General features: G+C 32.4%; 17 protein-coding genes and 2 tRNA genes. 8 read left to right on the forward strand and 11 right to left on the reverse strand.

What is annotated here, in order from left to right:
• Window positions 1–30 precede the first annotated feature (30 nt).
• Window positions 31–2,193 carry a S46 family peptidase gene (locus G4D72_RS06590; protein WP_166076865.1) on the forward strand — a complete coding sequence of 721 codons (2,163 nt, stop codon included), beginning with the start codon at window positions 31–33 and terminating at the stop codon, window positions 2,191–2,193.
• Window positions 2,194–2,331: 138 nt separating this feature from the next.
• Window positions 2,332–2,550: a PG1828 family lipoprotein gene (locus tag G4D72_RS06595; protein ID WP_166076866.1), complete on the forward strand. Its 219-nt coding sequence runs from the start codon at window positions 2,332–2,334 to the stop codon at window positions 2,548–2,550.
• A 229-nt stretch (window positions 2,551–2,779) separates the two neighbouring features.
• On the opposite strand, the gene G4D72_RS06600 is transcribed toward G4D72_RS06595, so the two are convergent.
• From G4D72_RS06600 to mutS, 4 genes are all read right to left on the reverse strand, one after another.
• A complete protein-coding gene (locus G4D72_RS06600) occupies window positions 2,780–3,145 on the reverse strand; it encodes a DUF1508 domain-containing protein (protein WP_166076867.1) in 366 nt (121 codons plus the stop codon).
• Between the two features lie 124 nt (window positions 3,146–3,269).
• Window positions 3,270–3,355 (reverse strand) — tRNA-Leu (locus G4D72_RS06605).
• A 41-nt stretch (window positions 3,356–3,396) separates the two neighbouring features.
• Window positions 3,397–3,469, reverse strand: a tRNA-Gly gene (locus G4D72_RS06610).
• Window positions 3,470–3,614: 145 nt separating this feature from the next.
• Window positions 3,615–6,182, reverse strand: coding sequence for a DNA mismatch repair protein MutS (gene mutS, locus G4D72_RS06615; RefSeq protein ID WP_166077052.1), 2,568 nt, complete (start codon window positions 6,180–6,182; stop codon window positions 3,615–3,617).
• Window positions 6,183–6,405: 223 nt separating this feature from the next.
• Here mutS and G4D72_RS06620 point away from each other — a divergent pair, with 223 nt between their 5' ends.
• From G4D72_RS06620 to G4D72_RS13535, 3 genes are read left to right on the forward strand one after another with little or no spacing between them, the layout of a single operon-like run.
• Window positions 6,406–6,939, forward strand: coding sequence for an RNA methyltransferase (locus tag G4D72_RS06620; protein ID WP_166076868.1), 534 nt, complete (start codon window positions 6,406–6,408; stop codon window positions 6,937–6,939).
• A 38-nt stretch (window positions 6,940–6,977) separates the two neighbouring features.
• The gene (locus tag G4D72_RS13530; protein ID WP_166076869.1) at window positions 6,978–8,210 is read left to right on the forward strand and encodes an Ig-like domain-containing protein; all 1,233 of its coding nucleotides are present in this window, start codon (window positions 6,978–6,980) and stop codon (window positions 8,208–8,210) included.
• A complete protein-coding gene (locus G4D72_RS13535) occupies window positions 8,189–9,040 on the forward strand; it encodes a T9SS type B sorting domain-containing protein (RefSeq protein WP_317165233.1) in 852 nt (283 codons plus the stop codon). Before G4D72_RS13530 ends, G4D72_RS13535 begins: the two co-directional genes overlap by 22 nt.
• Window position 9,041: 1 nt before the next feature.
• Here G4D72_RS13535 and folK read toward each other — a convergent pair whose 3' ends face one another.
• On the reverse strand, window positions 9,042–10,178 hold the full coding sequence (gene folK, locus G4D72_RS06635; RefSeq protein ID WP_166076871.1) for a 2-amino-4-hydroxy-6-hydroxymethyldihydropteridine diphosphokinase: 1,137 nt from the start codon (window positions 10,176–10,178) through the stop codon (window positions 9,042–9,044).
• 205 nt (window positions 10,179–10,383) lie between these two features.
• On the opposite strand from folK, the gene sppA reads away from it, so the two are divergent.
• Entirely contained in the window at window positions 10,384–12,153 is a 1,770-nt protein-coding gene (gene sppA, locus G4D72_RS06640) for a signal peptide peptidase SppA (protein ID WP_166076872.1), read from the forward strand.
• 129 nt (window positions 12,154–12,282) lie between these two features.
• A complete protein-coding gene (locus G4D72_RS06645; RefSeq protein WP_166076873.1) occupies window positions 12,283–14,856 on the forward strand; it encodes an AsmA-like C-terminal region-containing protein in 2,574 nt (857 codons plus the stop codon).
• A gap of 175 nt (window positions 14,857–15,031) precedes the next feature.
• On the opposite strand, the gene pruA is transcribed toward G4D72_RS06645, so the two are convergent.
• The 3 genes from pruA to G4D72_RS06660 form a co-directional block, all read right to left on the reverse strand.
• Window positions 15,032–16,657, reverse strand: a complete 1,626-nt coding sequence (gene pruA, locus G4D72_RS06650) for an L-glutamate gamma-semialdehyde dehydrogenase (RefSeq protein ID WP_166076874.1) — start codon at window positions 16,655–16,657, stop codon at window positions 15,032–15,034.
• A 129-nt stretch (window positions 16,658–16,786) separates the two neighbouring features.
• Window positions 16,787–17,173, reverse strand: coding sequence for a Co2+/Mg2+ efflux protein ApaG (apaG, locus tag G4D72_RS06655; protein WP_166076875.1), 387 nt, complete (start codon window positions 17,171–17,173; stop codon window positions 16,787–16,789).
• A 74-nt stretch (window positions 17,174–17,247) separates the two neighbouring features.
• Window positions 17,248–18,489: a type IX secretion system plug protein gene (locus tag G4D72_RS06660; protein WP_166076876.1), complete on the reverse strand. Its 1,242-nt coding sequence runs from the start codon at window positions 18,487–18,489 to the stop codon at window positions 17,248–17,250.
• Window positions 18,490–18,678: 189 nt separating this feature from the next.
• On the opposite strand from G4D72_RS06660, the gene G4D72_RS06665 reads away from it, so the two are divergent.
• On the forward strand, window positions 18,679–21,489 hold the full coding sequence (locus tag G4D72_RS06665) for a M16 family metallopeptidase (RefSeq protein ID WP_166076877.1): 2,811 nt from the start codon (window positions 18,679–18,681) through the stop codon (window positions 21,487–21,489).
• 40 nt (window positions 21,490–21,529) lie between these two features.
• Here the strand turns inward: G4D72_RS06665 and G4D72_RS06670 are convergent, their stop codons facing one another.
• From G4D72_RS06670 to G4D72_RS06680, 3 genes are all read right to left on the reverse strand, one after another.
• Window positions 21,530–22,363 carry a class I SAM-dependent methyltransferase gene (locus G4D72_RS06670; protein WP_166076878.1) on the reverse strand — a complete coding sequence of 278 codons (834 nt, stop codon included), beginning with the start codon at window positions 22,361–22,363 and terminating at the stop codon, window positions 21,530–21,532.
• A gap of 71 nt (window positions 22,364–22,434) precedes the next feature.
• Window positions 22,435–23,253, reverse strand: coding sequence for a type I methionyl aminopeptidase (gene map / locus G4D72_RS06675; protein ID WP_166076879.1), 819 nt, complete (start codon window positions 23,251–23,253; stop codon window positions 22,435–22,437).
• Between the two features lie 72 nt (window positions 23,254–23,325).
• Entirely contained in the window at window positions 23,326–24,711 is a 1,386-nt protein-coding gene (locus G4D72_RS06680) for a TolC family protein (RefSeq protein WP_166076880.1), read from the reverse strand.
• Window positions 24,712–24,713 lie beyond the last annotated feature (2 nt).

Below are 24,713 nucleotides of genomic sequence, written 5' to 3' on the forward strand. Positions count from 1 at the left end.
CTTATATCCAATAACCATAAATACATGCAAATGAAATTTTTAAAATTATTCTTACTATTATTTATCATTCAAGTTAATGCCCAACAAGGCGGCATGTGGATTCCTTCTTTGTTGAAAGGAATGAACGAAAACGAAATGAAAGCTTTAGGTTCTAAACTTACTGCGGAACAAATTTATTCTATTAACAAATCTTCATTAAAAGATGCTGTTCCTCAGTTTGATGGAGGTTGTACGGCGGAAATGATTTCTTCAAAAGGCTTATTATTAACCAATCACCACTGTGGTTACGATAATATTCAAAGTCATTCTACAGTGGAAAACGATTATTTAGCGAACGGATTTTGGGCCTATAAAATGGAAGATGAATTGCCTAATCCAGGAGTGGTTGTCACTTTTATTGTAAGTATTAATGATGTTACAACTACAGTTTTATCAGGAACTGAATCTTTAGCAGAAGCAGACAAGCAAAAGAAAATTCAACAAAATATTGGAGAAATTTCTAAAACTTTCAAAAAAGAAGCTTGGCAAGACATTTTGGTTCGTTCTTTTTATGATGGAAATCAGTATTTGTTATTCGTAACAGAAAACTTTAAAGACGTTCGTTTAGTAGGTGCGCCACCAAGTTCAATTGGAAAATTTGGTTCAGATACAGACAACTGGGTTTGGCCTCGTCATACGGGAGATTTCTCTTTATTTAGAGTATATGCAGATAAGAACAATCGTCCAGCTGAATATTCAAAAGACAATGTGCCTTATACACCAAAACACTTTTTTCCAGTTTCTGCAAAAGGGATAAAAGAGAATGATTTTACTATGGTTTTAGGTTATCCTGGAAGAACTACAGAATATTTACCTTCTTATGCTGTAGAACAAATGGTAAATGATTTAAATCCAGCGCGTATTGAAGTGCGTGATGCTGCTCTGAAAATACAAGATGGTTTCATGAGAAAAGACCAAGCGATTAAAATTCAATATGCTTCAAAATATGCTGGAGTAGCAAATTATTGGAAAAAATGGATTGGAGAACGTAAAGGTTTAATTAAAGCTAATGCAGTTGGTGAAAAGCAAAAATTTGAAAAAGATTTTTTAAATAAAGTTACAAAAGCAGGAAAACAAGCTGAGTATGGTAACTTGTTGTCAGATTTTAGTAAAAACTATGCTGAAATTAAAGAATATGCTATTGCAAGAGATTATTATACTGAAATTGTATTGAGAAATACAGAAATTTTATCTTTCGGATACCGTTTGTTTCAATTGGAGCAAGTGTACAATTCAAAAGGTGAACAAGCTTTTAATGATAGAAAAAAGAATTTAATCGAGAGTTTCGAACCCTTGTATAAAGATTTCAATGCACAAGTTGATGAAAAAGTGTTCGAAAAATTAATTGATATTTACAGTAAAAAATCACCACAACAATTTTTACCGGAAAGTATAAAAGGAATTAATGCCGCTCAAGTGTCATCAGACATCTTCAAATCTTCAAAATTAACTTCTTATGCTGGTTTAAAAGAATTGTTAGCAGGTGATGTGAAGACAGTTATAGAAAGGTTGAATCAAGATAAAGGATTTGCCTTGGTGAAAACATTGGCTGAAGCTTATAATAAAAATGTTGCGCCAAAATACGATGAAATCAACTTGAAAAATATCGCAACTCAAAGAACATACATGAAAGCGATTTTAGAATTAAGTCCGAAATCTGCTCGAATTTTCCCTGATGCAAATTCAACTTTAAGAGTTACTTACGGAAAAGTGAAAGGTTACAAACCAAGTGATGCAGTAGTTTATACGCCGTTTACTTATTTAGATGGAGTAATGGAAAAGTATGTTCCAGGTGATTATGAATTTGACGTGCCACAAAAGTTAATTGATCTTTATAATGCCAAAGATTACGGTAAATATGCTGAAAACGGAAAGATGCCTGTAGCTTTCATTGCAACGAACCATACAACTGGTGGAAATTCTGGTAGTCCAGCATTAGATGCGAATGGAAATTTGATAGGTTTGAACTTCGATAGGGTTTGGGAAGGTACAATGAGCGACGTGTATTATTCTCCGGATATTTGTAGGAATATTATGGTTGATTCTCGTTATATTTTATTTATTATTGATAAATTTGCAGGTGCGAAAAATTTAATAGATGAAATGAAAATCATTTATAATCAACCTAATACAACAAAAAAAAGTAAGAAATAAAGTTTGGCACGGTAGTTGCAAGTTGCATTTCGGACAACAAAGAAAAAATTATTTAAAAAAAATACAAAAAAGTATTTGTCATTTAAATTTTTTTATATCTTTGCTCCATAAATAATTAACCTTTATAATAAAATTAAGATGAAAAAAGTTGTTTTAAGCATTGCATTCGTTGCTGCAGTATTAGTTTCTTGTAACAAGAAAGCTGAAGGAGAAGTTTCTGCTGATTCTACTGCTGCTGTAGTTGATTCTGCTGCTGCTGTTGTTGATTCTGCTGCTGCTACTGTTGATTCAGCTGCTGCTGTAGTTGATTCTGCTGCTGCTAAAGTTGAAGAAGTTAAAGAAGAAGTTAAAAAATAATATTTGACCTTCTTTTCGAAAAGAAATCAATCCCGATGTAAGTCGGGATTTTTTTTGCACTAAACTGAACAAATAACGAATACGGGTTTTGGTTTAGTAAATAGTATTTCTAAATACAAGCTTGTTATGCAATAAGTATCTTCTTTAGGTGGTTGATATTTTAAAATCCGTAAATGGAAGCTTTGAGTGGTTTTGACTTTCTTTTTGAAGCGCTTTGGAATTGCTAAAATTACCTAAAAACATCTTCTGCAGGCGGAAATATATCTTCCGATTTCGAAAAATCTAAAAATTCGGCTCTTGCGCCGTACTTTACAATTTCATTAATTCCTTTTTCAAGCATTAATTGTGTAGAGTATTTTCTGCTAACGGCCAATTCTTTATCGTTTAAAATGATTTTAAAGTAAAATTTTCCTGCTGGTGAGCGAAAACGCATAAAAAATAATTGATCAATGGATTTCTTAAGCAATTCAATTTCGTCTTCGCATTCGAAACGCAATTCAAATGCGTTACTTATGAAAATGGTTTTTCCTCTACGAGAAGTCAGTTCGTATTTGTAATGTCCACTAGGCTTTTTACTGATTACAAAGGTTGCCATTAATTAAGGGTGTATTTTAGTGCAAGATAGTATTTAATTGCGAAATTTAAATTTGAAATTTTGAGAAGAGCTTCTCCAACTTATAGAAACAAAAAAAGCTCCAAACATAGTTTGAAGCTTTTAGTACTCAAGGCGGGACTTGAACCCGCACGAACATTACTGCTCACTGGATTTTAAGTCCAGCGTGTCTACCAATTCCACCACTCAAGCATTTGGTTTAAATAAAAACCTTGGTATATTTTTTATCTTTGAGCGAAAAACGGGGCTCGAACCCGCGACCTCGACCTTGGCAAGGTCGCGCTCTACCAGCTGAGCTATTTTCGCGATTTTTATGAACGTTGGCAGTACTTCCGTATTGCGAGTGCAAATATAAAACATATTTTTATTTTCACAAGCACTTTTTGAAAAAATATTTAATCTTTTTTTAATCTTTTCTTTAATCTTTTGAAATTGAAAATGTTATAACAAATTATTTTTTGCTAATCATTCGTTTAATTTCGTTTAATTTCATCAAAGCTTCAACTGGAGTCAAGGTATTGATGTCGATATTCATAATTTCTTGCTTGATGTCTTCCAATAACGGATCGTCTAAATTGAAAAAACTCAATTGCATTTCATCTTTTTCAGCTTTAATTCCGTTTAATGCTTCTCCAGAATGGTCTTTTTCTAATTTTTTTAATATTTTTTGTGCTTTCTGAATGACTGTTTGTGGCATTCCGGCCATTTTCGCCACGTGAATCCCAAAACTATGTTCGCTTCCGCCTTTGACTAATTTTCTAATGAATAAAACCGTGTCTTTTAATTCTTTTACCGAAACATTAAAATTCTGGATTCTATCAAAAATAGCTTCCATTTCATTCAATTCGTGATAATGTGTAGCGAAAAGCGTTTTGGCTTTGCTCGGATGTTCGTGTAAATATTCGGCAATCGCCCAAGCAATCGAAATGCCATCGTAAGTTGAGGTTCCTCTTCCAATTTCATCTAACAATACCAAACTTCTATCTGAAATATTATTCAAAATCGAAGCGGTTTCGTTCATTTCTACCATAAAAGTAGATTCGCCCATAGAAATATTATCACTTGCGCCCACACGAGTAAATATCTTATCTACAACACCCATTCTTACTTGTTCCGCTGGAACAAAACTTCCCATTTGAGCCAATAGCACAATTAAAGCGGTTTGTCGCAAAATCGCCGATTTACCAGACATGTTCGGTCCGGTAATCATAATGAGTTGTTGGCTTTCTCGATCTAAAAAGACATCGTTAGAAATATAAGGTGTTCCAACTGGTAATTGTTTTTCAATTACTGGGTGGCGACCTTCCTTAATTTCTAAATCGAAAGTAGCATCAATTTCGGGTTGTACGTATTTGTTTTCAATCGCCATTTGGGCAAAACTTTGCAAACAATCAATTTGAGCTACTAAGTTAGCATTTAATTGTACGGGTTTGATATAAGTTGCCATCCAATTCACCAATTGTTCGTACAACATGCTTTCTAGTTGCGAAATTTTATCTTCTGCACCTAAAATTTTCGACTCGTATTCTTTTAATTCTTCTGTAATGTATCTTTCAGCGTTTACTAAAGTTTGCTTTCTAATCCATTCTGTTGGAACTTTATCTTTGTGTGTGTTTCGAACTTCAATATAATAGCCGAAAACATTATTAAATGATATTTTTAAAGATGGAATTCCAGTCGCTTCACTTTCGCGTTTTTCTAAAGCTTCTAAATACCCTTTTCCAGTTGAAGAAATCGTTCGTAATTCGTCTAACTCAGCATTCACGCCAGTAGCAATCGCATTTCCTTTGTTTATGGCAACTGGAGCATCTGGATTTAAAGTTGAACCAATTTTTTCTCGTAACAATTCGCAAGCATGTAAGCTGTCGCCAATGGTTTTTAAAGCTTCATTTTTCGATTGTAATGCCAAAGATTTAATTGGAATAATCGCATCTAATGAATCTTTTAAATGCATGACTTCTCTTGGAGAAACTTTTCCAGTGGCCACTTTCGAAATCAAACGTTCTAAATCGGAGATTTGTTTAATTTGATATTGAATTTGGTTTAATTCTTCCCAATTTTCTTTTAAATAAGCCACTACTTCATGACGACCTCTGATTTTATTACTGTCTTTCAACGGTAAAGCCAACCAACGTTTCAGTAATCTTGAACCCATTGGCGAAAGCGTTTTGTCAATTACATCGATTAACGTCACCGCATTCGGATTGTAACTGTGGTATAATTCTAAGTTGCGAATCGTAAAGCGGTCCATCCAAACATAAGCATCTTCTGCAATACGTTGAATGTTGGTAATGTGCTGAATTTTATTGTGTTGTGTTTCTGATAAATAATATAAAATCGCACCAGAAGAAATAATCGCTTCGTTGAAATCATCTACACCAAAACCTTTTAACGAATTGGTTTGAAAATGTTTGGTTAAACTTTCAAAGGCATAATCTTCTTTGTAAATCCAATCTTCCAAATAAAAAACATGAAAATCTTCTCCGAAATGTTGTTTGAAATCCGCTTTTTGTTGTTTCGAAACCAAAACCTCACTTGGTCTAAAATTTTGCAACAACTTGTCAATATATTCTTCGTTTCCTTCTGCAGTTAAAAATTCACCAGTGGAAACATCTAGAAATGAAATTCCGTTGGTTTTCTTACCTAAAAATACTGCTGCTAAAAAGTTATTGGATTTCGATTGTAAAATGTCATCGTTAAAAGAAACTCCTGGCGTCACTAATTCCGTAACACCACGTTTCACGATCGTTTTCGTCATTTTCGGATCTTCCAATTGATCGCAAATGGCTACTCGAAGTCCGGCTTTTACTAATTTTGGTAAATACGTATTAATAGAATGATGTGGAAATCCTGCCAATGCGGTTTCGCTTTCACTACCATTGCCACGCTTGGTTAAGGTAATGCCTAAAATTCTTGAGGCGCGAATGGCATCATCACCGAAAGTCTCATAAAAATCACCCACTCGAAACAACAAACAGGCATCAGGATATTTTGCCTTAATGGTGTTGTATTGTTGCATTAATGGAGAAACTTTTGGAGTCGATTCTTTGATTTCGGATGCTGATTTTTTAGCCACAATGTAAAATTTTAGTGCTGGCGAAGTTAGGAAATTCAAGTTCAAGTTCAAAATTCAATTTCAATGCAAAAAGTTAGACTACACAGATTGGAGAAATTATAAAAATTATGGAAATTTCTCCAATCTGTGTTTTAAAATATTTGCATATTTATCTTACTTTTGCTGCATGAGAAAATTAGCCAACGCCGAATTAAATCGTATTAGTAAAGAAGCATTTGCAGAAGCAAAAAAAACACCTTTAATTATTGTGTTAGACGACATTAGAAGTTTGCATAATATTGGTTCTGTGTTTAGAACTTCTGATGCATTTTTGATAGAAAAAATCTATTTATGTGGTATTACGGCTGTTCCGCCAAATAAGGAAATTCATAAAACGGCTTTAGGTGCTACAGAAACCGTAGCTTGGGAATACGCTAAAGATGTGTTGGAAGTAGTAGCGAAATTGAAAGCAGAAAATGTTAAAATTTATGCTATAGAGCAAACTGAAAATGCAATTATGTTAGATGATTTTCAACCCGAAACGGAAACCAAATATGCGTTGATATTTGGTAATGAAGTTAAAGGTGTGTCTCAGGAAGCGATTAATTTATCCGATGGTGTGATTGAAATTCCACAATTAGGAAGTAAACATTCGTTGAATATTTCTGTGAGTGCTGGAATTGTAATTTGGGATTTATTTCAGAAAATTATCACAAAATAACAATTTTTTGGTGTTTTTGTTTGTCGTATATTTGTGAAATGCGACCATTACAAAAAATATTTCTTTTACTTTTCTTTCTTACCAACGGATTATCTGCACAAAATGTTGCGCCAATTTTAACGGCAACTGGAAACCAAACTTATTGTCCACAAACTTCTTTACCTATTGTAACTAATATGACAATAGTAGATCCAGATGATGTAGGAATTGCAGCTATGTACATTCAAATTTCCTCGGGTTATGTTTTGGGTCAAGATGTGTTAACGTTAACGGGAAGTCATCCTACTATACTTTCATCATGGAATCCTACAGAAGGAAAGCTAACTCTAACAGGTAGCGCTGGAAATCCAACTTATACACAATTTATTGCAGCAATAGAAGCAGTTGTGTTTTCAAATTCATCTCCAAATCCTAGTGGTCAACGCGTTTTTTCTATTACGGTGGGTCAAGCCAATTACTTAGAATCTACGGGACATTATTATCAATATGTTCCAAATGTAGGTATCAATTGGACCAACGCCAAAAATGCAGCAGCAGCTTCAACGTATTACGGATTACAAGGTTATTTAGCAACTATTACTTCCATGGCTGAAGTTCAAATTTCAGGCGTTCAGGCCTCTGGTGCTGGTTGGATTGGTGGTTCAGATGCTGATGCTGAGGGTGTGTGGAAATGGGTAACCGGACCAGAAGCAGGTACAATTTTTTGGAATGGCGGTATCAACGGAACTACACCTAATTTTGCTTTTTGGAATTCCAACGAACCTAATAATCAGGGTGAAGAAGATTATGCGCATGTAACTGCTCCGGGAGTTGGTCAACCCGGTTCTTGGAATGATTTGAAATTAAACGGAGAAGTTAATGGAGATTATCAACCTAAAGGTTATATTGTAGAATATGGCGGAATGCCGGGCGATCCTGTTCTACAAATTTCAACAACTTCTACGATTACAATTCCACAAATTACAAATATCATTAATAATTCAAGATGTGGAAGTGGCTCGTTAACCTTGCAAGCTTCTTCAAATAACGGTACTGTAAACTGGTATTCGAATCCAACTGGCGGCACTCCGATTTTTTCTGGCTCTTCTTTTAATACGCCATTCCTAAACACAACAACAACTTATTATGTGGATGCTTTCTCATTCTCGTGTACTTCAGGTAATAGAACGCCAGTTACTGCTACCATAAGGGAAATCCCACAATTAGTTTTACAGCACCCAATGCAATTTGTCAAAATACAAATACAACAATTTATGCTACAACCTCTGTAGGAAGTATAAATTGGTTTGCAACAGCTACAAGTACAACAATTTTGGCCTCAGGTGCTTCCTTTATTACACCAATTTTATCAGCCAATACCACATTTTACTTTGAAGCTACGAATAGTGGATGTGTTTCAAATAGGATGGCAGTAACTGTGCCGGTTAATCCCATACCAATAGTTACGGATGAAAACCTTGTAATTTGTCAAAATACAAATATAACCTTACAGGCTGGTGTGTCTAGCGCTACTTATTTATGGTCAACCGGTGTAACTTCACCTAGTATTGTAGTATCAAATCCTGGAAATTATAGTGTATGGATTACTACAGCTCAAAATTGCACTGTAACTAAAAATTTCACCGTTATTGAATATACTCAACCTGAAATAACTGAGGTAAAAGTCACCGATTTAACAGCAGAAATTATGATATCTGGTACAGGTGTTTTCGAGTATTCTATAGACAATATAAACTTTCAAAGTTCTCCTGTCTTTAATTTTGCAGTGGGTGGAGTATATACTTGTTATGTAAGGGAAACGGGTAACAATTGTGGGTTTGATATAAAAGTTTTTGTTGTGATTGAATATCCTAAGTTTTTCACACCAAATGGAGACGGAATTAATGATTTTTGGGAAATTAAAGGTATTGGTTTCGTAGCACAACCCGTAGTTAGTATTTTCGACAGATATGGTAAATTAATAACCGTTTTAAACCAAAGAAAAAGGTATTGGGATGGAAAATTTAATAGTGAAATGCTGCCAGAAACCGATTATTGGTTTGTAGCCAATTTAGGTGATGGATTTCCAGAATATAAAGGACATTTTACATTAAAAAGATAAATTAATTTATAATTTTCTTGTTTATTTCGTTCAAAATGTAAACATAATCTTGTTGTTTTTTTACAAAATCTAAATCAGAGATATCAATTATTAAAACGTTTAAATTGGTTTGCGATTTGATATAATCTAAGTAGCCTTTATTGATTTTTTCTAAATAAGCTGCAGGAATTTCTTGTTCGTACGTTCTACCGCGCTTTTTAATATTAGATAATAAACGTTCTGTATTTTGATACAAATACACATATAAATCTGGTTTTGGCATGTCTTTGTACATGATGTCAAACATAGTTTTATACAAACGAAATTCATCTTCTTGTAGTGTAACTTTTGCAAAAATAATCGATTTGAAAATGTGATAATCGGCCACTACGAAATCTTTAAACAAATCAAATTGCGCCAAATCATCCGAAAGTTGTTGGTATCTATCAGCTAAAAAAGACATTTCTAACGGAAACGCATAACGACTTTGGTCTTTATAAAATTTAGGCAAAAACGGATTGTCTGCAAAGCGTTCCAAAACTGTTTTTGCATTATAATCTTCAGCTATTTTAGTAGCTAAAGTGGTTTTGCCTGCGCCAATATTTCCTTCTATGGCAATGTAGTTTAACGATTGGAAGTTTAAATTTTCTATTGGGTTTTTTAAAGAACCAATTTCAGTAATTTCAGACAAATCTTCACAAGTGATTATGAGTTCTGAAATCGATTTGTTTAATTTGGGATGATTCCATTTAGGAGCAACATCTCGCAAGGGAAACAACACAAATTTTCTATTTTGCAAATGGATGTGTGGAATGATTAGGTTTTCGGTTTCTATAATTTCATCGTTAAAAGAAATAATATCGATGTCAATTTTTCTAGATTCGTAATTTTCAGAATGACTTCTAATGCGACCTAATTCTTTTTCTAATTTTAAAATCTGAGTTAATATTTTTTGTGCCGATTTATGCGTATGAATGGTAATTGCACAATTGTAAAACGCCTCACCTTCAAAACCCCAAGCCGGAGTTTCATATATTTTTGAAACTTGAATAACAGTAGCTATATTGGTGTGTAATGTCGAAATACAGGTTTGCAAATTTTCCAATTTGTTACCCATATTGGTGCCTAAAGAAAGTATAATTGTGTTCTGTAATTTCATTTGAAGATACTACTGTTATTAAATGACAAATGGTATCGCTTTATCTTCATTTGATTTTGTTTTCAACAAACTGTTCTTTTTAGCGATTTCATCTGACAACAAATTAACAAACAATTTTAGACTTATACTTTACAAAAAATATTTTTTTATGAACATGTAACAAATTCGTCCAAAAACCTACCTATTATCATATAAATTAATTATTATGAATTTTTTTAAGAGTGTATTTGCTACTGTTGTAGGGATTTTTTTATTTATGTTGCTTAGTTTTTTCTTGTTGATTGGATTAGGAGCTTTATTAGGAAGCGGAGAAGACAAAGTAGAGGTCAAAGACAATTCGGTTATTGAGTTAGATTTAGCAAAAATAAACTTTGATTATGCTGGAAAATTCGAGTCGGATAGTCCATTTAGTGCGTTAATGACTAAAGAAAATATTGGTTTTATCGAAGTTTTAAAAGCTATCGATGCAGCAAAAACAGATGATAAAATCAAAGGAATTACTATAGTAAATAATCAATCTGGTTTAGGGTTAGCGCAAAGTAAAGAATTGAGAGATAAATTAGAAGATTTTAAGAAATCGAAAAAATTTGTTTATGCTTATGCCAATATTTTTTCTCAAAAAGAATATTATATCAATTCTGTTGCTGATGCTGTTTATTTAAATCCTGCCGGAGAAGTCGATTTTAAAGGTTTAGGATCGGAATTGTTGTTCTTTAAAAATTTCCAAGATCAAACAGGTTTAAAAATGGAAATTATCCGTCACGGAAAGTTTAAAAGTGCGGTAGAACCTTATTTAGCTCAAGAAATTAGTCCAGAAAATAGAGAACAAATGACTGTTTTATTACAATCAGTTTGGCAGACCATTGTTACAGATATAGCTAAAAACAGAAAGGTTTCTGTAGCTCAATTAAATACTATAGCTGATGGTTTGTTGGCGAGAACTCCACAAATGGCGTTACAACAAAAATTGGTAGATAAAGTGGCTTATGTAGATGAGTTTGATGCTATGTTGAAAACAAAATTAAAAGTTGCTAAAGATGAAGAAGTAGAAGCTATTTCAATATCAGATTATGTTAGTACTGTATCATTAAAATCAGAAGATTATACAAAAGATGATATTATAGCTGTAATTTATGCACAAGGAGAAATTACTGGCGGTGAAGGTGATGTAGATTATATTGGTGAAGGATCAATTAATCGTTCGCTTAAAGAAGCTAGAGAAGACAAAGATGTGAAAGCAATTGTACTTCGTGTTGACAGCCCTGGTGGAAGTGCTTTAGTATCTGAATTAATCTGGAGAGAAATTGAATTGACTAAAAAAGTTAAACCAGTTGTAGTTTCTATGGGTAATTTAGCGGCTTCTGGTGGTTATTATATTGCTTGTAACGCAAATACCATATTTGCAGAACCAACAACAATAACAGGATCAATTGGAGTATTCGGAATGTTGCCAAATGCACACGGATTTGCTACGAAATATGGTGTGAATGCAGAACAAGTACAAACGCACAAAAATGCCATCGGTTATAGTGTTTTCGAACCTATTTCAGAAGAATATAAAGCAATAGCTTTAGAAGGTGTAGATCAAATTTATAAAACTTTTGTAAATAGAGTAGCAGTAGGAAGAAAAATGACTTTCGACCAAGTTGATGCTATTGCACAAGGTAGAGTTTGGACAGGTTCCGATGCGATTAAAAATGGTTTAGTAGATAAATTAGGAAATTTAGACGCTGCTATTGCTCATGCAGCTGGTTTAGGAAAAACAAAAAGCTACAGAACAGAGAATTATCCAGAATACAAGAAAAATTTCAATGAGTTTCTAGAAGCATTTGCAGGTGCAAGTATTTATAAATCTAAAGAAACGATCATGAAAGAAGAACTTGGAGAAGAAAATTATAATCTTTTAAAAAAAATAAAAGTAATGCAAAACAGAAAAGGAGTACAGATGATATTGCCTTTCGATTTGAGCTTGTAAAAGAAAAAATAAATAAAGTAAAAACGCCATCCTTTTAAGTTTGGCGTTTTTTTTAACAATAAATTAATCAAAATGTATTCTTTGGTATTAACTTTGTAGTCTATTAGAAAATCTTCAAAAATCAGTCTTATGTTGAAAAAAGTTTTAAAATGGTCAGGAATTTCAGTGTTATTGCTTGTAATTGTTTTAGCTGCTGTTCCTTTTTTGTTTAAAGAAAAAATTAAAACAAAAGTATTAGCTACTATTAACGAAAGTGTAAATGCTAAAGTAGGATTAGAAGATGTGTCTTTAAATTTATTTACAAGTTTTCCAAACGCAAATGTTACTTTAGATAAAATGAGTGTAGTTAATAAAGCACCATTTGAGGGCGATACCTTAGTATATTCCGATAAAATAAGTCTAAAAATGAGTATGATGGAATTGTTCAACGGTGAAGATGAGCCGATGAAAATAGAATCTATCAGTACAGAAAACACCAAATTAAATATTCTTTTCAATAAAGATGGTATTGGAAATTATGATATTGCTTTAAAAACTGATGAGAAAGAAGCTGCAAAAGAAGCAAAACCTTTCGCCTTAAGCATTCAGAATTATGAAGTAGAAAACTTAAAATTTACTTACCAAGATGAAGCTTCTAAAATGAAAATGGTTTTAGATAGTATCAATCACGAAGGAACAGGAAATTTTGAGCAAGATGTTTTAGATTTAGAAACAAAAACTACAGCGAACTTAACTTTCGATATGGATAAAAGTAATTTTATGCGTAACGTAAAAATATCTTTAGATGCTATTTTAGGAATCGATTTAAAAAACAGCAAATACACGTTCAAAGAAAACAAAGCGTTAATCAATCAGTTGCCTTTAAATTTCAATGGATTTATTCAAATGGCTGAAAAAGCTCAGGTGTACGACTTAACTTTTAATACTCCATCATCTGATTTTAAAAACTTTTTAGGCCTAATTCCTGCCGCTTATGCTGGAAGTTTAGATGGAGTAGAAACTACTGGAAAATTTGAAGTAAAAGGGAAAGTAAAAGGTAATTTAACAGAGACAACTGTTCCAGCTTTTAATATTGAAATGTTGTCAAATAACGCATCTTTCAAATATAAAGACTTACCAAAATCGGTAAAAAACATTTCAATTGACACGCATATTGTAAATGAAACAGGTTTAATGAACGATACGTTTGTAGATTTAGATAAATTATCTTTTGCAATTGATCAAGACGTTTTTAACGCAAGTGCTCATGTTAAAAACTTGACTGAAAATCCGAATATTGACGCTGCTTTAAAGGGTGTTATAAATTTAGCCAATGTTTCTAAAGCGTATCCCGTAAAATTAGAAAAGCCTTTAAATGGAATTTTAAGAGCCGATGTAAAAACCGCTTTCGACATGAAATCGGTAGAAACAAGTCAATATCAAAACATTAAGAATTCAGGAAATATAAATTTAACCGGTTTCAATTATTCAGGTCCAGAAATGGCCAAACCTGTTAGTATTTCTGTTGCTGATTTGACTTTTAATCCAACTAAAATTAATTTGAACAAGTTAGCAGCTAAAACCGGAAAATCTGATATTAATGTTTCGGGAAGTTTAGATAATTTTTACGGATTCTTATTTAAGAACCAAATCTTAAAAGGGAATTTCAACTTAAATTCGTCTCTTTTTGCGGTGTCAGATTTTATGGCGCCAACTACCACTACAAATGAAGAAGGAAAGAAAACAACTGAGCAAGTTAAAATTCCAAGCTTCTTAGATTGTACATTATCAGCGAAAGCTACGACAGTACTTTATGATAATTTAAATCTTAAAAACGTGGTGGGAACGTTAATCATTCGCGATCAAGCAGTAAACTTGAAAGGTTTAAAAATGGATGTTTTCGGAGGAAAAATTGGTTTAGACGGATTGGTTTCTACGAAAGGAAAAATTCCAACTTTCGATATGGATTTAGGTTTGAGTACAGTTGATATAAGTCAAACTTTTTCTATGTTAAACACCTTGAAAACTATAACGCCTATTGCAGAGGTTATCAATGGTAAAATGAATTCTACCATAAAATTAAATGGTAATTTAACACAAGCCATGTTGCCAGATATTAAAAGTCTTTCTGGAGATTTATTTGCAAGTATATTACAAGGTTCCTTAAATAAAAGCAAATCAACTTTACTAACTGAATTAAGCAGTAAAGCAACATTTTTAGATTTAAAAGATATTAATTTAAAAGATGTCAAAGCAGCACTTTCTTTTAAAAATGGAAAAGTTTCGGTGAAGCCATTTACGGTAAAACATAAAGATGTAGCTGTTCAAATAGCAGGTTCTCATGGATTTGATCAGAACATGAGTTATGATTTAAAATTTGATGTTCCAGCTAAATATTTAGGCAAAGATGTGAATAATTTAATTGCAAAATTAACTCCAGCTGATGCTAAGAAATTAGAAAACGTTCCAGTTAATGCGTCAATGAGTGGGAATTTTAAATCGCCTAAAATCACAACCGATTTACAAAGCGCAACTAAAAATGTGGCATCTCAATTAGTGAAAATGCAAAAAGATAAATTAGTACAACAAGGAACAGGTGCGATAACAAATATTTTAGGTGGAAAAAAACCAACTGATACTACAAAAACGGCTACGCCAAAAGAACAAGTTGGTAATGCAGTAAAAGACGGAATTAAAGGTTTATTTGGTAAAAAGAAAAAATAGTAACCCGTTCTTTTCATTCTGAAATTGGTACAGAATCTAAACAAAGATAAAATCCAAAAAGCTGAAAAAAGTTCAGTTTGACAATAATAAAGTAAATAAAAAATGCCGAGTTCTCACTCGGCATTTTTTATTTACTTTACCTGACAGGTTTCAAAAATCTGTCAAGTTTATTTGATTATCCTAAAAACGGATAGCTATAATGTTCTGGTGTCACGAAAGTTTCTTTTATAGTTCTTGGAGAAACCCAACGCAATAAGTTTTGTGCAGAACCTGCTTTGTCATTGGTTCCAGAAGCTCTTGCTCCACCAAATGGTTGCATGCCTACAACAGCACCAGTTGGTTTGTCGTTGATATAGAAGTTACCAGCAGCGTTTTGTAAAGCTACAGTTGCTTCTTCAATGGCATAACGATCTGTGCTTAAAACAGCTCCAGTTAAAGCATATTCAGAAGTTTGATCTACTAAAGTTAACGTTTCAGCCCATTTCGCATCTTCGTATACATAAATGGTAATTACTGGTCCGAAAAGTTCAGTTTCCATTGTAGCGTATTTTGGATTAGTTGTTACGATAACTGTTGGTTCAACAAACCATCCTTTCGATTTGTCGTAATTTCCACCGATGATAATTTCTGCATCAGTATCTTTCTTAGCTTGGTCGATATAACTAGCCAATTTGTCAAATGAGCCTTCATGGATAACTGCTGTAATGAAGTTTGAGAAATCTTCCGGAGACCCCATTTTCATGGTAGCTACATCAGCAATTAATTGTTCTTTTACCGCTGGCCATAAACTTTGTGGAATATAAGCTCTGGATGCCGCTGAACATTTCTGACCTTGAAATTCAAAAGCACCACGTGTAATTGCAGTAGTAACTTGTTTTACATTGGCAGATGGATGTGCGATAACGAAATCTTTTCCACCCGTTTCACCAACTATTCTTGGATATGTTTTGTAATTGTGAATGTTTTCTCCGATCTTTTTCCAAATTTCTTTGAAGATGAAAGTCGAACCTGTATAATGAATTCCTGCAAAATCAGGAGAAGCTAAAACCGTATCTGTAATCATTACGGGATCACCAAAAACAACATTAATTACACCATCTGGAACACCCGCTTCTTTGAAAACATCAATAATGATTTTTGCAGAAAAAACTTGACTATCACTTGGTTTCCAAACGACAACGTTACCCATTAATGCCGCACTTGCAGGTAAATTTGCTGCAATTGCCGTAAAGTTGAAAGGCGTAACAGCATATACAAAACCTTCTAAAGGTCTGTATTCTACTCTGTTCCACATGTCTGAATTAGAGGTTGGTTGATCCGCATAAATTTGTGTCATAAACTCTACGTTGAAACGTAAAAAGTCGATTAACTCACAAGAAGCGTCAATTTCTGCTTGATGAATGGTTTTAGATTGCGCAATCATTGTTGCGGCATTAATTTTAGCACGGTAAGGACCAGCGATTAATTCCGCAGCTTTTAAAAAGATAGCAGCACGTTGTTCCCAAGCCATGTTCGCCCATTTTGTTCTGCTTTCCAAAGCATTAGCAATGGCTTTTTCTACATGAGATTTTTCAGCTAAATGATACGTTCCAACTATATGTTGGTGATCATGTGGAGCAGTCATGTTTCTAGTGTTTCCTGTGAAAATTTCTTCTGAACCAATATATAATGGCACATCAATTTTCGAATTCCACATCGCTTTATAAGCGTCTAAAACTCTTGTTTTTTCTGGAGAATTGGGTGCGTAACCTTTTACAGGCTCGTTTACCGCTTTAGGTATATTAAAAAATCCTTTTAACATTGTATTTAATTTGACAATTAGACAATAAGACAACTAGACAATTTTTAGTTTGTCATAATTTGACGTAAAAGTACAAAGGATTAATTGAATTCTAAAATAAATTATTGAACAGAAAAGTTAGGATTTGATTTAATTAATCGCAAAAGGTACATTCAATTTGAAGGTTGGAACTTGTACCTCAAAGTTTTCAGAAGTAGTGAAATTTAGCATGGTGTAAAAACCTTTCATGGCGCCAATTGTAGAATGCAACATGCAACCGGAAGAATATACATATTTATCACCAGGAATAATAATTGGAGTTTGTCCAACTACACCTTCGCCATCAACAGATTCGGTAAAATTTAAGGAATCGAAGATGTCCCAGTGACGCGATTGTAATTGTACGATATCAGTGCTCAAATTTTCGATAGTAATTTCATATGAAAAAGCATAAAGAATCGCATAATCTTTATAGTAATTACCTTCGAAATTAGTGGCAACAGATATTTTTATTCCACTGGTGATTTGAGTATTCATCTGCTTTTTTTTTAAGTAAATTCAAATTTACTAATAAAATAGTTTAGTTGAGAAATAAAAATTTTAAAGTATTGTTAATTTATGATATCTGTACTATTGGCTCGTCCGATACCAATAATTCGATCATAACGCTCAACGCCACCTCTATAATAGACCAATACAATATATTCGTTTTCGGTTTGATAAAAGTTACCGTCAACCGCATTTTTTTCATCAATTTTACCATTTTTATCTACAACAGTGTACATATAATTGGTAAAACCTTGTTTTAATAAAATCGGTTTTTCAAAAGTTTTAGTTTTAGTATTGTATTCCATTTTAAATTCATCTGAAAGTTGATAATTATTAAACATCCCTGTTACATAAATCGATTTTTCTAATGGATTTATATCTGAAACTAAACTGAAATAGATCCACGAATAATCCGCTTCAATAGTGTTTTGAGTCGTGTTTAGATTGTTGACAAAAAAATTGCCATTAATGTCTGGAAAAAACGTGTAAATTTTATTTTTTCTAGCTTCATTAGTATACAAAAATGTATTGTAGATATCTCCCGAAGTTACTTTAAATACGGTATTAGAAGCGCCTCGAATATTTTTGTTTTCGAAATTTAAATATTCATTTCCTGCCCAAAATTGAGTTTCTTTATTGTATCTGTAAATCAATTGAGTGCCAATGGTGTACTGCGGTTTAATATTATGAATGGCATTGTTAAACTTGCCGTTTTGAAAGATAGATACTTTTACATTTTCTTTTGGATTTTGTAATAGTTTGTCTTTAAAATCTATAAAAAATTCTATATTGTGTTTTTGGTTTACAGTTTCCATATCTCTCGAACGTCTCACTGTAATACCCACAGCCGTATTGTCTTCATAAATGATGAATTTTTTTGAAAATACAATTTCTTGATCTTCATCAAAAATTTTCACAATATAATTACCACTTTTAATAATTTGATTGAATTTGTTAGGAAAACTCAAGGTATAATGCGAATAAATTTGCAAGCAGTTTAAAGAATTCTGATAGTTTTGTATGCGCTGATTGTCTAAACCACTTAAATATTCGTTTTTAAGTAATTGAGTGGGTGTCCAGTCATAATTATATTGTTCAATTGTGTAATAGTAATCAGCTTCATTACCATACAAATCATCAAATTGTAAATCAAAATTTTCACCCAATCTAAAAAAAGGAATCGTATTGTTTACATTTTGAGAAAAGGTAATTGTTTTAATGTTGTATGGAGGAATTACTTCTTTTTCTTGAGAAATAACAAGTGTAGTAAGTAATAACGCTAAGATTTGGAATAACTGCTTCATAAATTATATTTTCAAAATATAAAGATATAAAAACTATGCCAAAAACTATTATTTTAATCCCATATCTACAGTATTTTGTATTGTGTTAAAAATAGTTAATAATTTAAAAATGTACTAAATAGTATGTTAAAATACAATAAACATACTTTTTAATCGTTTTTATTTGTAAAAAATTAAATCAACTAAACTATGAATTATTTCAAAAAATTATCGGTAGCGGTTTTTGTGTTGCCATTGAGTATGCTGGCTCAAGATGTAGGTTTGTCTGCAAAAATTCCATTTGACGCAAATGTTAGAACTGGAGTTTTACCAAATGGATTAACGTATTTTATTAGGAAAAACGCAAAACCAGAAAAGAAAGTAGACTTAAGACTTGTTATCAAAGCAGGTTCTATTTTAGAAACAGATGCGCAACAAGGTTTGGCCCATTTTATGGAACACATGTGTTTTAACGGCACAAAAAGATTTCCAAAAAACAAACTTGTAGATTATTTACAAAGTATCGGTGTAAAATTTGGACAACACTTAAATGCGTACACAAGTTTTGATGAAACGGTTTATTTCTTACCAATCCCAGCAGATAGCCCTGAAAAAATTGAAAACGGATTTAATATTTTAGAAGATTGGGCTTTTAATACAACTTTAACACCTGAAGAAGTAGACAAAGAAAGAGGTGTGGTATTGGAAGAATACCGTTTGGGTTTAGGAGCAGATAAAAGAATGATGGGAAGATTTATGCCTAAAATGATGTATAATTCACAATATGCAAATCGTTTGCCAATCGGACAAAAAGAAGTTTTAGAAAATTTTACTTACGATAAATTAACTAGTTTTTACAAAGATTGGTACCGTCCGAATTTAATGGCGGTGATAGTAGTTGGTGATATTGATGTAAATGAAATGGAACAAAAAATTAAAGCGCATTTTAGTTCTTATAAAAACCCGAAAAACGAAAAACCAAGAAAACAATTTGAAGTACCAAATCATAAAGAAACTTTCATTGCGATTGAATCAGACAAAGAAGCGACAAGTTCAGACGTTCAATTATTGTACAAAGATTTAGATGCGCCTAAGAAAAGTGTTACCGTTAAAGATTTAAAAAGCGAAATGGTCGAAGGTTTGTTTACTAGTATGATTAATGCACGTTTAGATGAGTATGCAAACAGTACAACGCCACCTTTTTTATATGGATTTTCGTATCATGGAGAAACGTTTGCTAAAACTAAAAAAGCATATCAGTCTGTAGCTATGTCGCAAGACAATAAGCAATTAGAAGCTTTGAAAGTTTTGGTAGACGAAAATAACCGAGTGAAAAAATACGGTTTTAAAGCCGCTGAATTGGAAAGAGCAAAAGCAGAAATTTTAGCTGCTATGGACAAACAATTTAAAGAAAAAGACAAGCAAAATTCTGAAATGTATGTAAATGAATTGCAATCTTATTTCTTAAATAATGACCCAACTCCGGGTATCGAATGGTCTTATAACTTTGTTTCAAAAGTACTTCCAACAATTTCTATTGAAGATGTTAATGCAGAAATTTCTAAATTAATTAGAGATGAAAATCGTGTAGTAATTTTAACAAGTCCAGAAAAAGAGGGCATTAAAAAAGCTACAGAACAAGAAGTTTTAGCAGTAATTAATAACGATGCAGCTTCAATTAAAGATTACGAAGATAAAGCAGTTGCAACATCATTACTTAGAAGTTCTATTAAAGAAGGTACAATAACAGCTAAAACAACAAACGATAAAGTAGGAGTAAAAACATTTCAATTATCAAATGGGGCAGTTGTAAAATACAAAAAAACTGATTTTAAAAATGAAGAGATTCTATTTGAAGCGGTAAGTTTTGGTGGTTCAAATATGTATTCGAATGAAGATTTCAAAAAGGTAAATTGGGCAAATGGTGGTTTAACCGAAGCTGGAATTTCGGGTTTAAAAACCAATGATATTACTAAGTTTATGTCGGGTAAAATAGCAAGTGTTTCGCCGTATATTTCTGGAATGACAGAAGGTTTAAGAGGTTCGTCTACACCAAAAGATTTCGAATATATGCTACAAATGATGTATGCGTATTTTACAGATTTAAATTACGATGTTGAAGCGTTTGAAGCGTTTAAGCAAAAACAAAATTCTATGTATTCGAATATTTCTTCTCAGCCTAACTTTTATTTTAGTCAAGAGTTTTATAGCTATTTAAATCAGAATAACCCACGATTTTTAGGATTAGTGCCTTTAGAAAAAGAGTGGGCTTATACAGATTACAAGTTAGCCTACGAAAAGTATAAAGAAAGATTTGCTAATGCAGGAGATTTTGAATTTTACTTTGTTGGAAATATTGATGAAACGCAATTTGAAAATTTAGTTAAGAAATATATTGCTTCTTTACCAAGCACAAAATCTAAAGAAACATATAAAGATTTAGGTTACAGAATGATTAAAGGCGATGTGAAAAAAGTAATTAACAAAGGAACAGATCCAAAAAGTAATGTTACCATTTTAATTAGTGGTGAGTCAACTTATGATGCCAATGAAATACTACCAATGCAGTTTTTAGGAGAAATCTTAAACATTAAATTAACAGAAAAACTACGTGAAGCGGAAAGTGGCGTATATACGGTTCGTTCTAGTGGTTCGGTTTCGAAAGTACCTTATGGCTCATATAATTTTAATATCTCTTTTCCATGTGGTCCTGATAATGCAGATAAATTAACACAATCTGCTTTGCAAGAAATGGAAAAGTTAGTAGCAAATGGTCCGGAGGAAAAAGATGTTTTAAAAGTAAAAGAAACCAATTTATTAGAGTATAAGAAAAACAGTAAAGAAAATAGATTCTGGATGTCTAACTTTACAAAAGTTTATATGAACTCTGGAAATCTTGAGGATGTTTTAAAGTATGAAGAAAATGTAAATGCGGTTACCGCAAAACAAATTCAAGAAGTAGCAAAAAAATATTTAACTCAGGAAAAGAAAATTGGTGTTTTAATGCCAGAAACAAAATAATCTAACTAAAAAATCCCGACTCATTTGAGTCGGGATTTTTTTATTTATAAACTACAGGAATAATTTCTCCTTTTGCTAAACAGTATTTTTCTACTAAATCTGCTGGAATTGTATTGGTGTAATCTACTTCTTCTACACGGAAACCGATACTTCTTAATTTATTGAAATAATCTCTTCCATACACGCGAACATGATCATATTGTCCGAATATTTTGGCACGTTCTTTTTGATCAGTTATAGAATCATCAGAAAAAGTAACTTCTCTTTTTAAATCTTGTGGAATTTGAAAAATACCCATTCCGCCAGGTTTCATTACACGGTATAATTCTTGCATAGCTTTTGTGTCATCAGGAATGTGTTCTAAAACGTGGTTGCACAAAATCATGTCGTACTGATTGTCTTCAAAAGGCAAATTGCAAATATCTGCTTTTACATCTGCTAATGGCGATAGTAAATCCGTAGTAGTGTAGTCTAAATTCGCTTGCTTTTTAAATCGTTTATAAAACTCTTGTTCCGGTGCGAAATGCAATACTTTTAATTTTGAATTAGTTTTAGTATCTCCTATTTTAATGCGATTTGGGTTAGAATCAACAGCATCTGAATCAAGTTCAGATTGAAAAAAATTCGTTTCATTTTGAAGATACAACCATAACAAACGGTGTCTTTCTAAAGATAAAGTACTTGGTGATAAAACGTTATTTCGTTGTGTACCATATCCGTAAGGTAAAAACATTCGGAAACTATTGCCATCGATTGGATCCGTAAATTTATTTCCTTTTAATAAGAATGCAATAATTGGTCGTGCCACAATACTCAATCTAATTAAAATAGGACGAGGGATTGTGTTTAGTATAAATTTGAAAATTTTCTTCATTTTTTATTTTTATGTTGAACCCTTCAAGAGTTCGAAACTCTTGAAGGGTTTTTGTTTTTAGCTAGTAAGAATTATAAAACCAAAGGTTTCTCTCTCAATCCCTCTTCTTCATTACTTACAATTCCTAAAGCTTCATAAATATAAGCAAAAGTGGAAAGTAATTCTGGTTTTCCGTTTACAATAGCTACATCGTGTTCAAAGTGAGCAGAAGGTTTGTTGTCGGCAGTTGTAATCGTCCAGCCATCTTTGTGTTGAATGATGTTTCTGGTTCCTAAATTTATCATAGGTTCAATGGCAATTACCATTCCGTTTACTAGTTTTTTTCCATGTCCACGTTTACCGTAGTTGGCAACTTCCGGATCTTCATGCATTTTTCTACCTAAGCCGTGTCCACATAATTCTCTAACTACGCCATAACCGTGTTTTTCACAATAGGTTTGAATGGCATAACCGATATCTTCAACGCGATTACCAACTTTAGTTTCTCGAATTCCAACATAAAGGGATTCTTTTGTAACTTGTAATAGTTTTCGGGTTTCTTCTGCTACTTCACCCACTTCAAAGGTGTAAGCATGATCGCCATAAAATCCATTTTTTAAAGTTCCACAATCAACAGAAATGATATCGCCATCTTTTAGTGGTGTATTGTTTGGAATTCCATGAACAACTTGAGTATTCGGACTCATACACAAAGAGTTTGGAAAACCATACATGCCAAGAAAAGCAGGTTCTGCTCCATGATCTCTAATGAAGGTTTCTGCTAATTTATCTAAATGTAAAGTTGTAACTCCAGGTTGAATTTCTTTGGCAAGCATTCCTAAAGTTTTAGAAACAATCAAAGCACTTTCGCGCATCAATTCGATTTCTTCAGCTGTTTTTATAATGATCATAATCTGAAATTGAGAGTGCAAAAATACAATATTCTTTTAATAAATGGCACGTCTCATTTTTGCATCTGCAAATTAATTCGGATTAGCAATAGTTTTGTATAAATCGGCATTAGAAATATAGAATCTGTTTTCAATTGCAATTTTAGACAATTGTGCAGCAACTAAATTGTTTTCTCTTGTATTAATTAAAAACAAAGAACTTTCACCCATTTCGAATAAGCGTTCTTCAGAATTTAATAATGTTGAGTTGTCTTTTACTAAATCTGAAATAATATTTTCTTGTTTTTTTAAAGATATAATTTCTGCTTGTTGCGAGGCTACTTTGTTGTTAAGCTGCTCTCTTTCAAATGAAACGTTAAATTTTTCGACTTCAATTTTTTGCTTGGCTAATTTTAAACTACCTCTTTCTTTTCTTAAAAAAAGTGGAATCGCAAAATTAACTCCGAATTTATAATCTTGAAATTGAAATTCCTGAAACTGATTAGGTGTTGCTAAATAATTATATCCTAAATCTATTTTAGGTAGTAACATGTTGGCCTTGAGCTTTCTATCTACTTCAAGCATGTTAATTTTAAGGTTCAGCGAGTTGATTTTTGGATGATTTTCAGTCGAAAAGCTCACTAAATTTAATTCATTTGTACTTAAATAATCTTGTATGTTTTTAAATAAATTAATTTCAGGATACATTTGTTCTTCTAATTCTATTGGAATGGCATTTGTAGTCCATAAATAATTTGATAGCTCTAATCGGGCTTTTGTAAGTTTTAATAAAGCATCTTCTTTATTTAACAAACGATTTTTTACTGTAATATTAGCCTCAACACTGTCTATAGCTGCTTTGTCACCTTGCTCAATTAAACTTTTAATTCCGTTTAAACGAATTTGTGCGTTTTCTAAATAGGTTTCGTACAATTTGAATTCGTCATAATTTTTTTTCCAAACAAAATAAGCAATAGCTGCCTGATGAAGCACTTGAATGGCTTGTAAATTTCTTTCCGCGGCACTTAAGTTGATATTAATTTTGGCTTTTCTTAAGTCGGCCATTCGTTGATTGATTAAAAAACCTTGTAAAATTGGAATAGAAATTCCAGCATATCCTAATCCTTCAGTGGGTGTGTTGTTTTGTGGATTTAAAAAAGTACCATCCGTATTTTCAAAACCGCCTTTTACTTCAATACCGTACCAAGTTGGGATTTTAAATCCGCCATTGAATAAAGAGTAATATTTTTTATCTTTAAATTCCTTGCTGCTAAAGTCGGCTTCTAATTTCGGATCGAAAGCACCTCTAGCCATCATCAAATTCGCTTGAGCCTGAGAAATTTCTAAATCGGCAATCTTAACTAAAGGATGAAATTTTTTCACCATACCCAAATACTCATTAAATGACATTTCATTTGTGGATATTTGTGCGTTTGATAGCGAAAACACAAAAAATAAAAAAAAGAAATACTTGTTCATGG

The organism is Flavobacterium difficile (assembly GCF_011392115.1).
Classification (GTDB): Bacteria; Bacteroidota; Bacteroidia; order Flavobacteriales; family Flavobacteriaceae; genus Flavobacterium; species Flavobacterium difficile.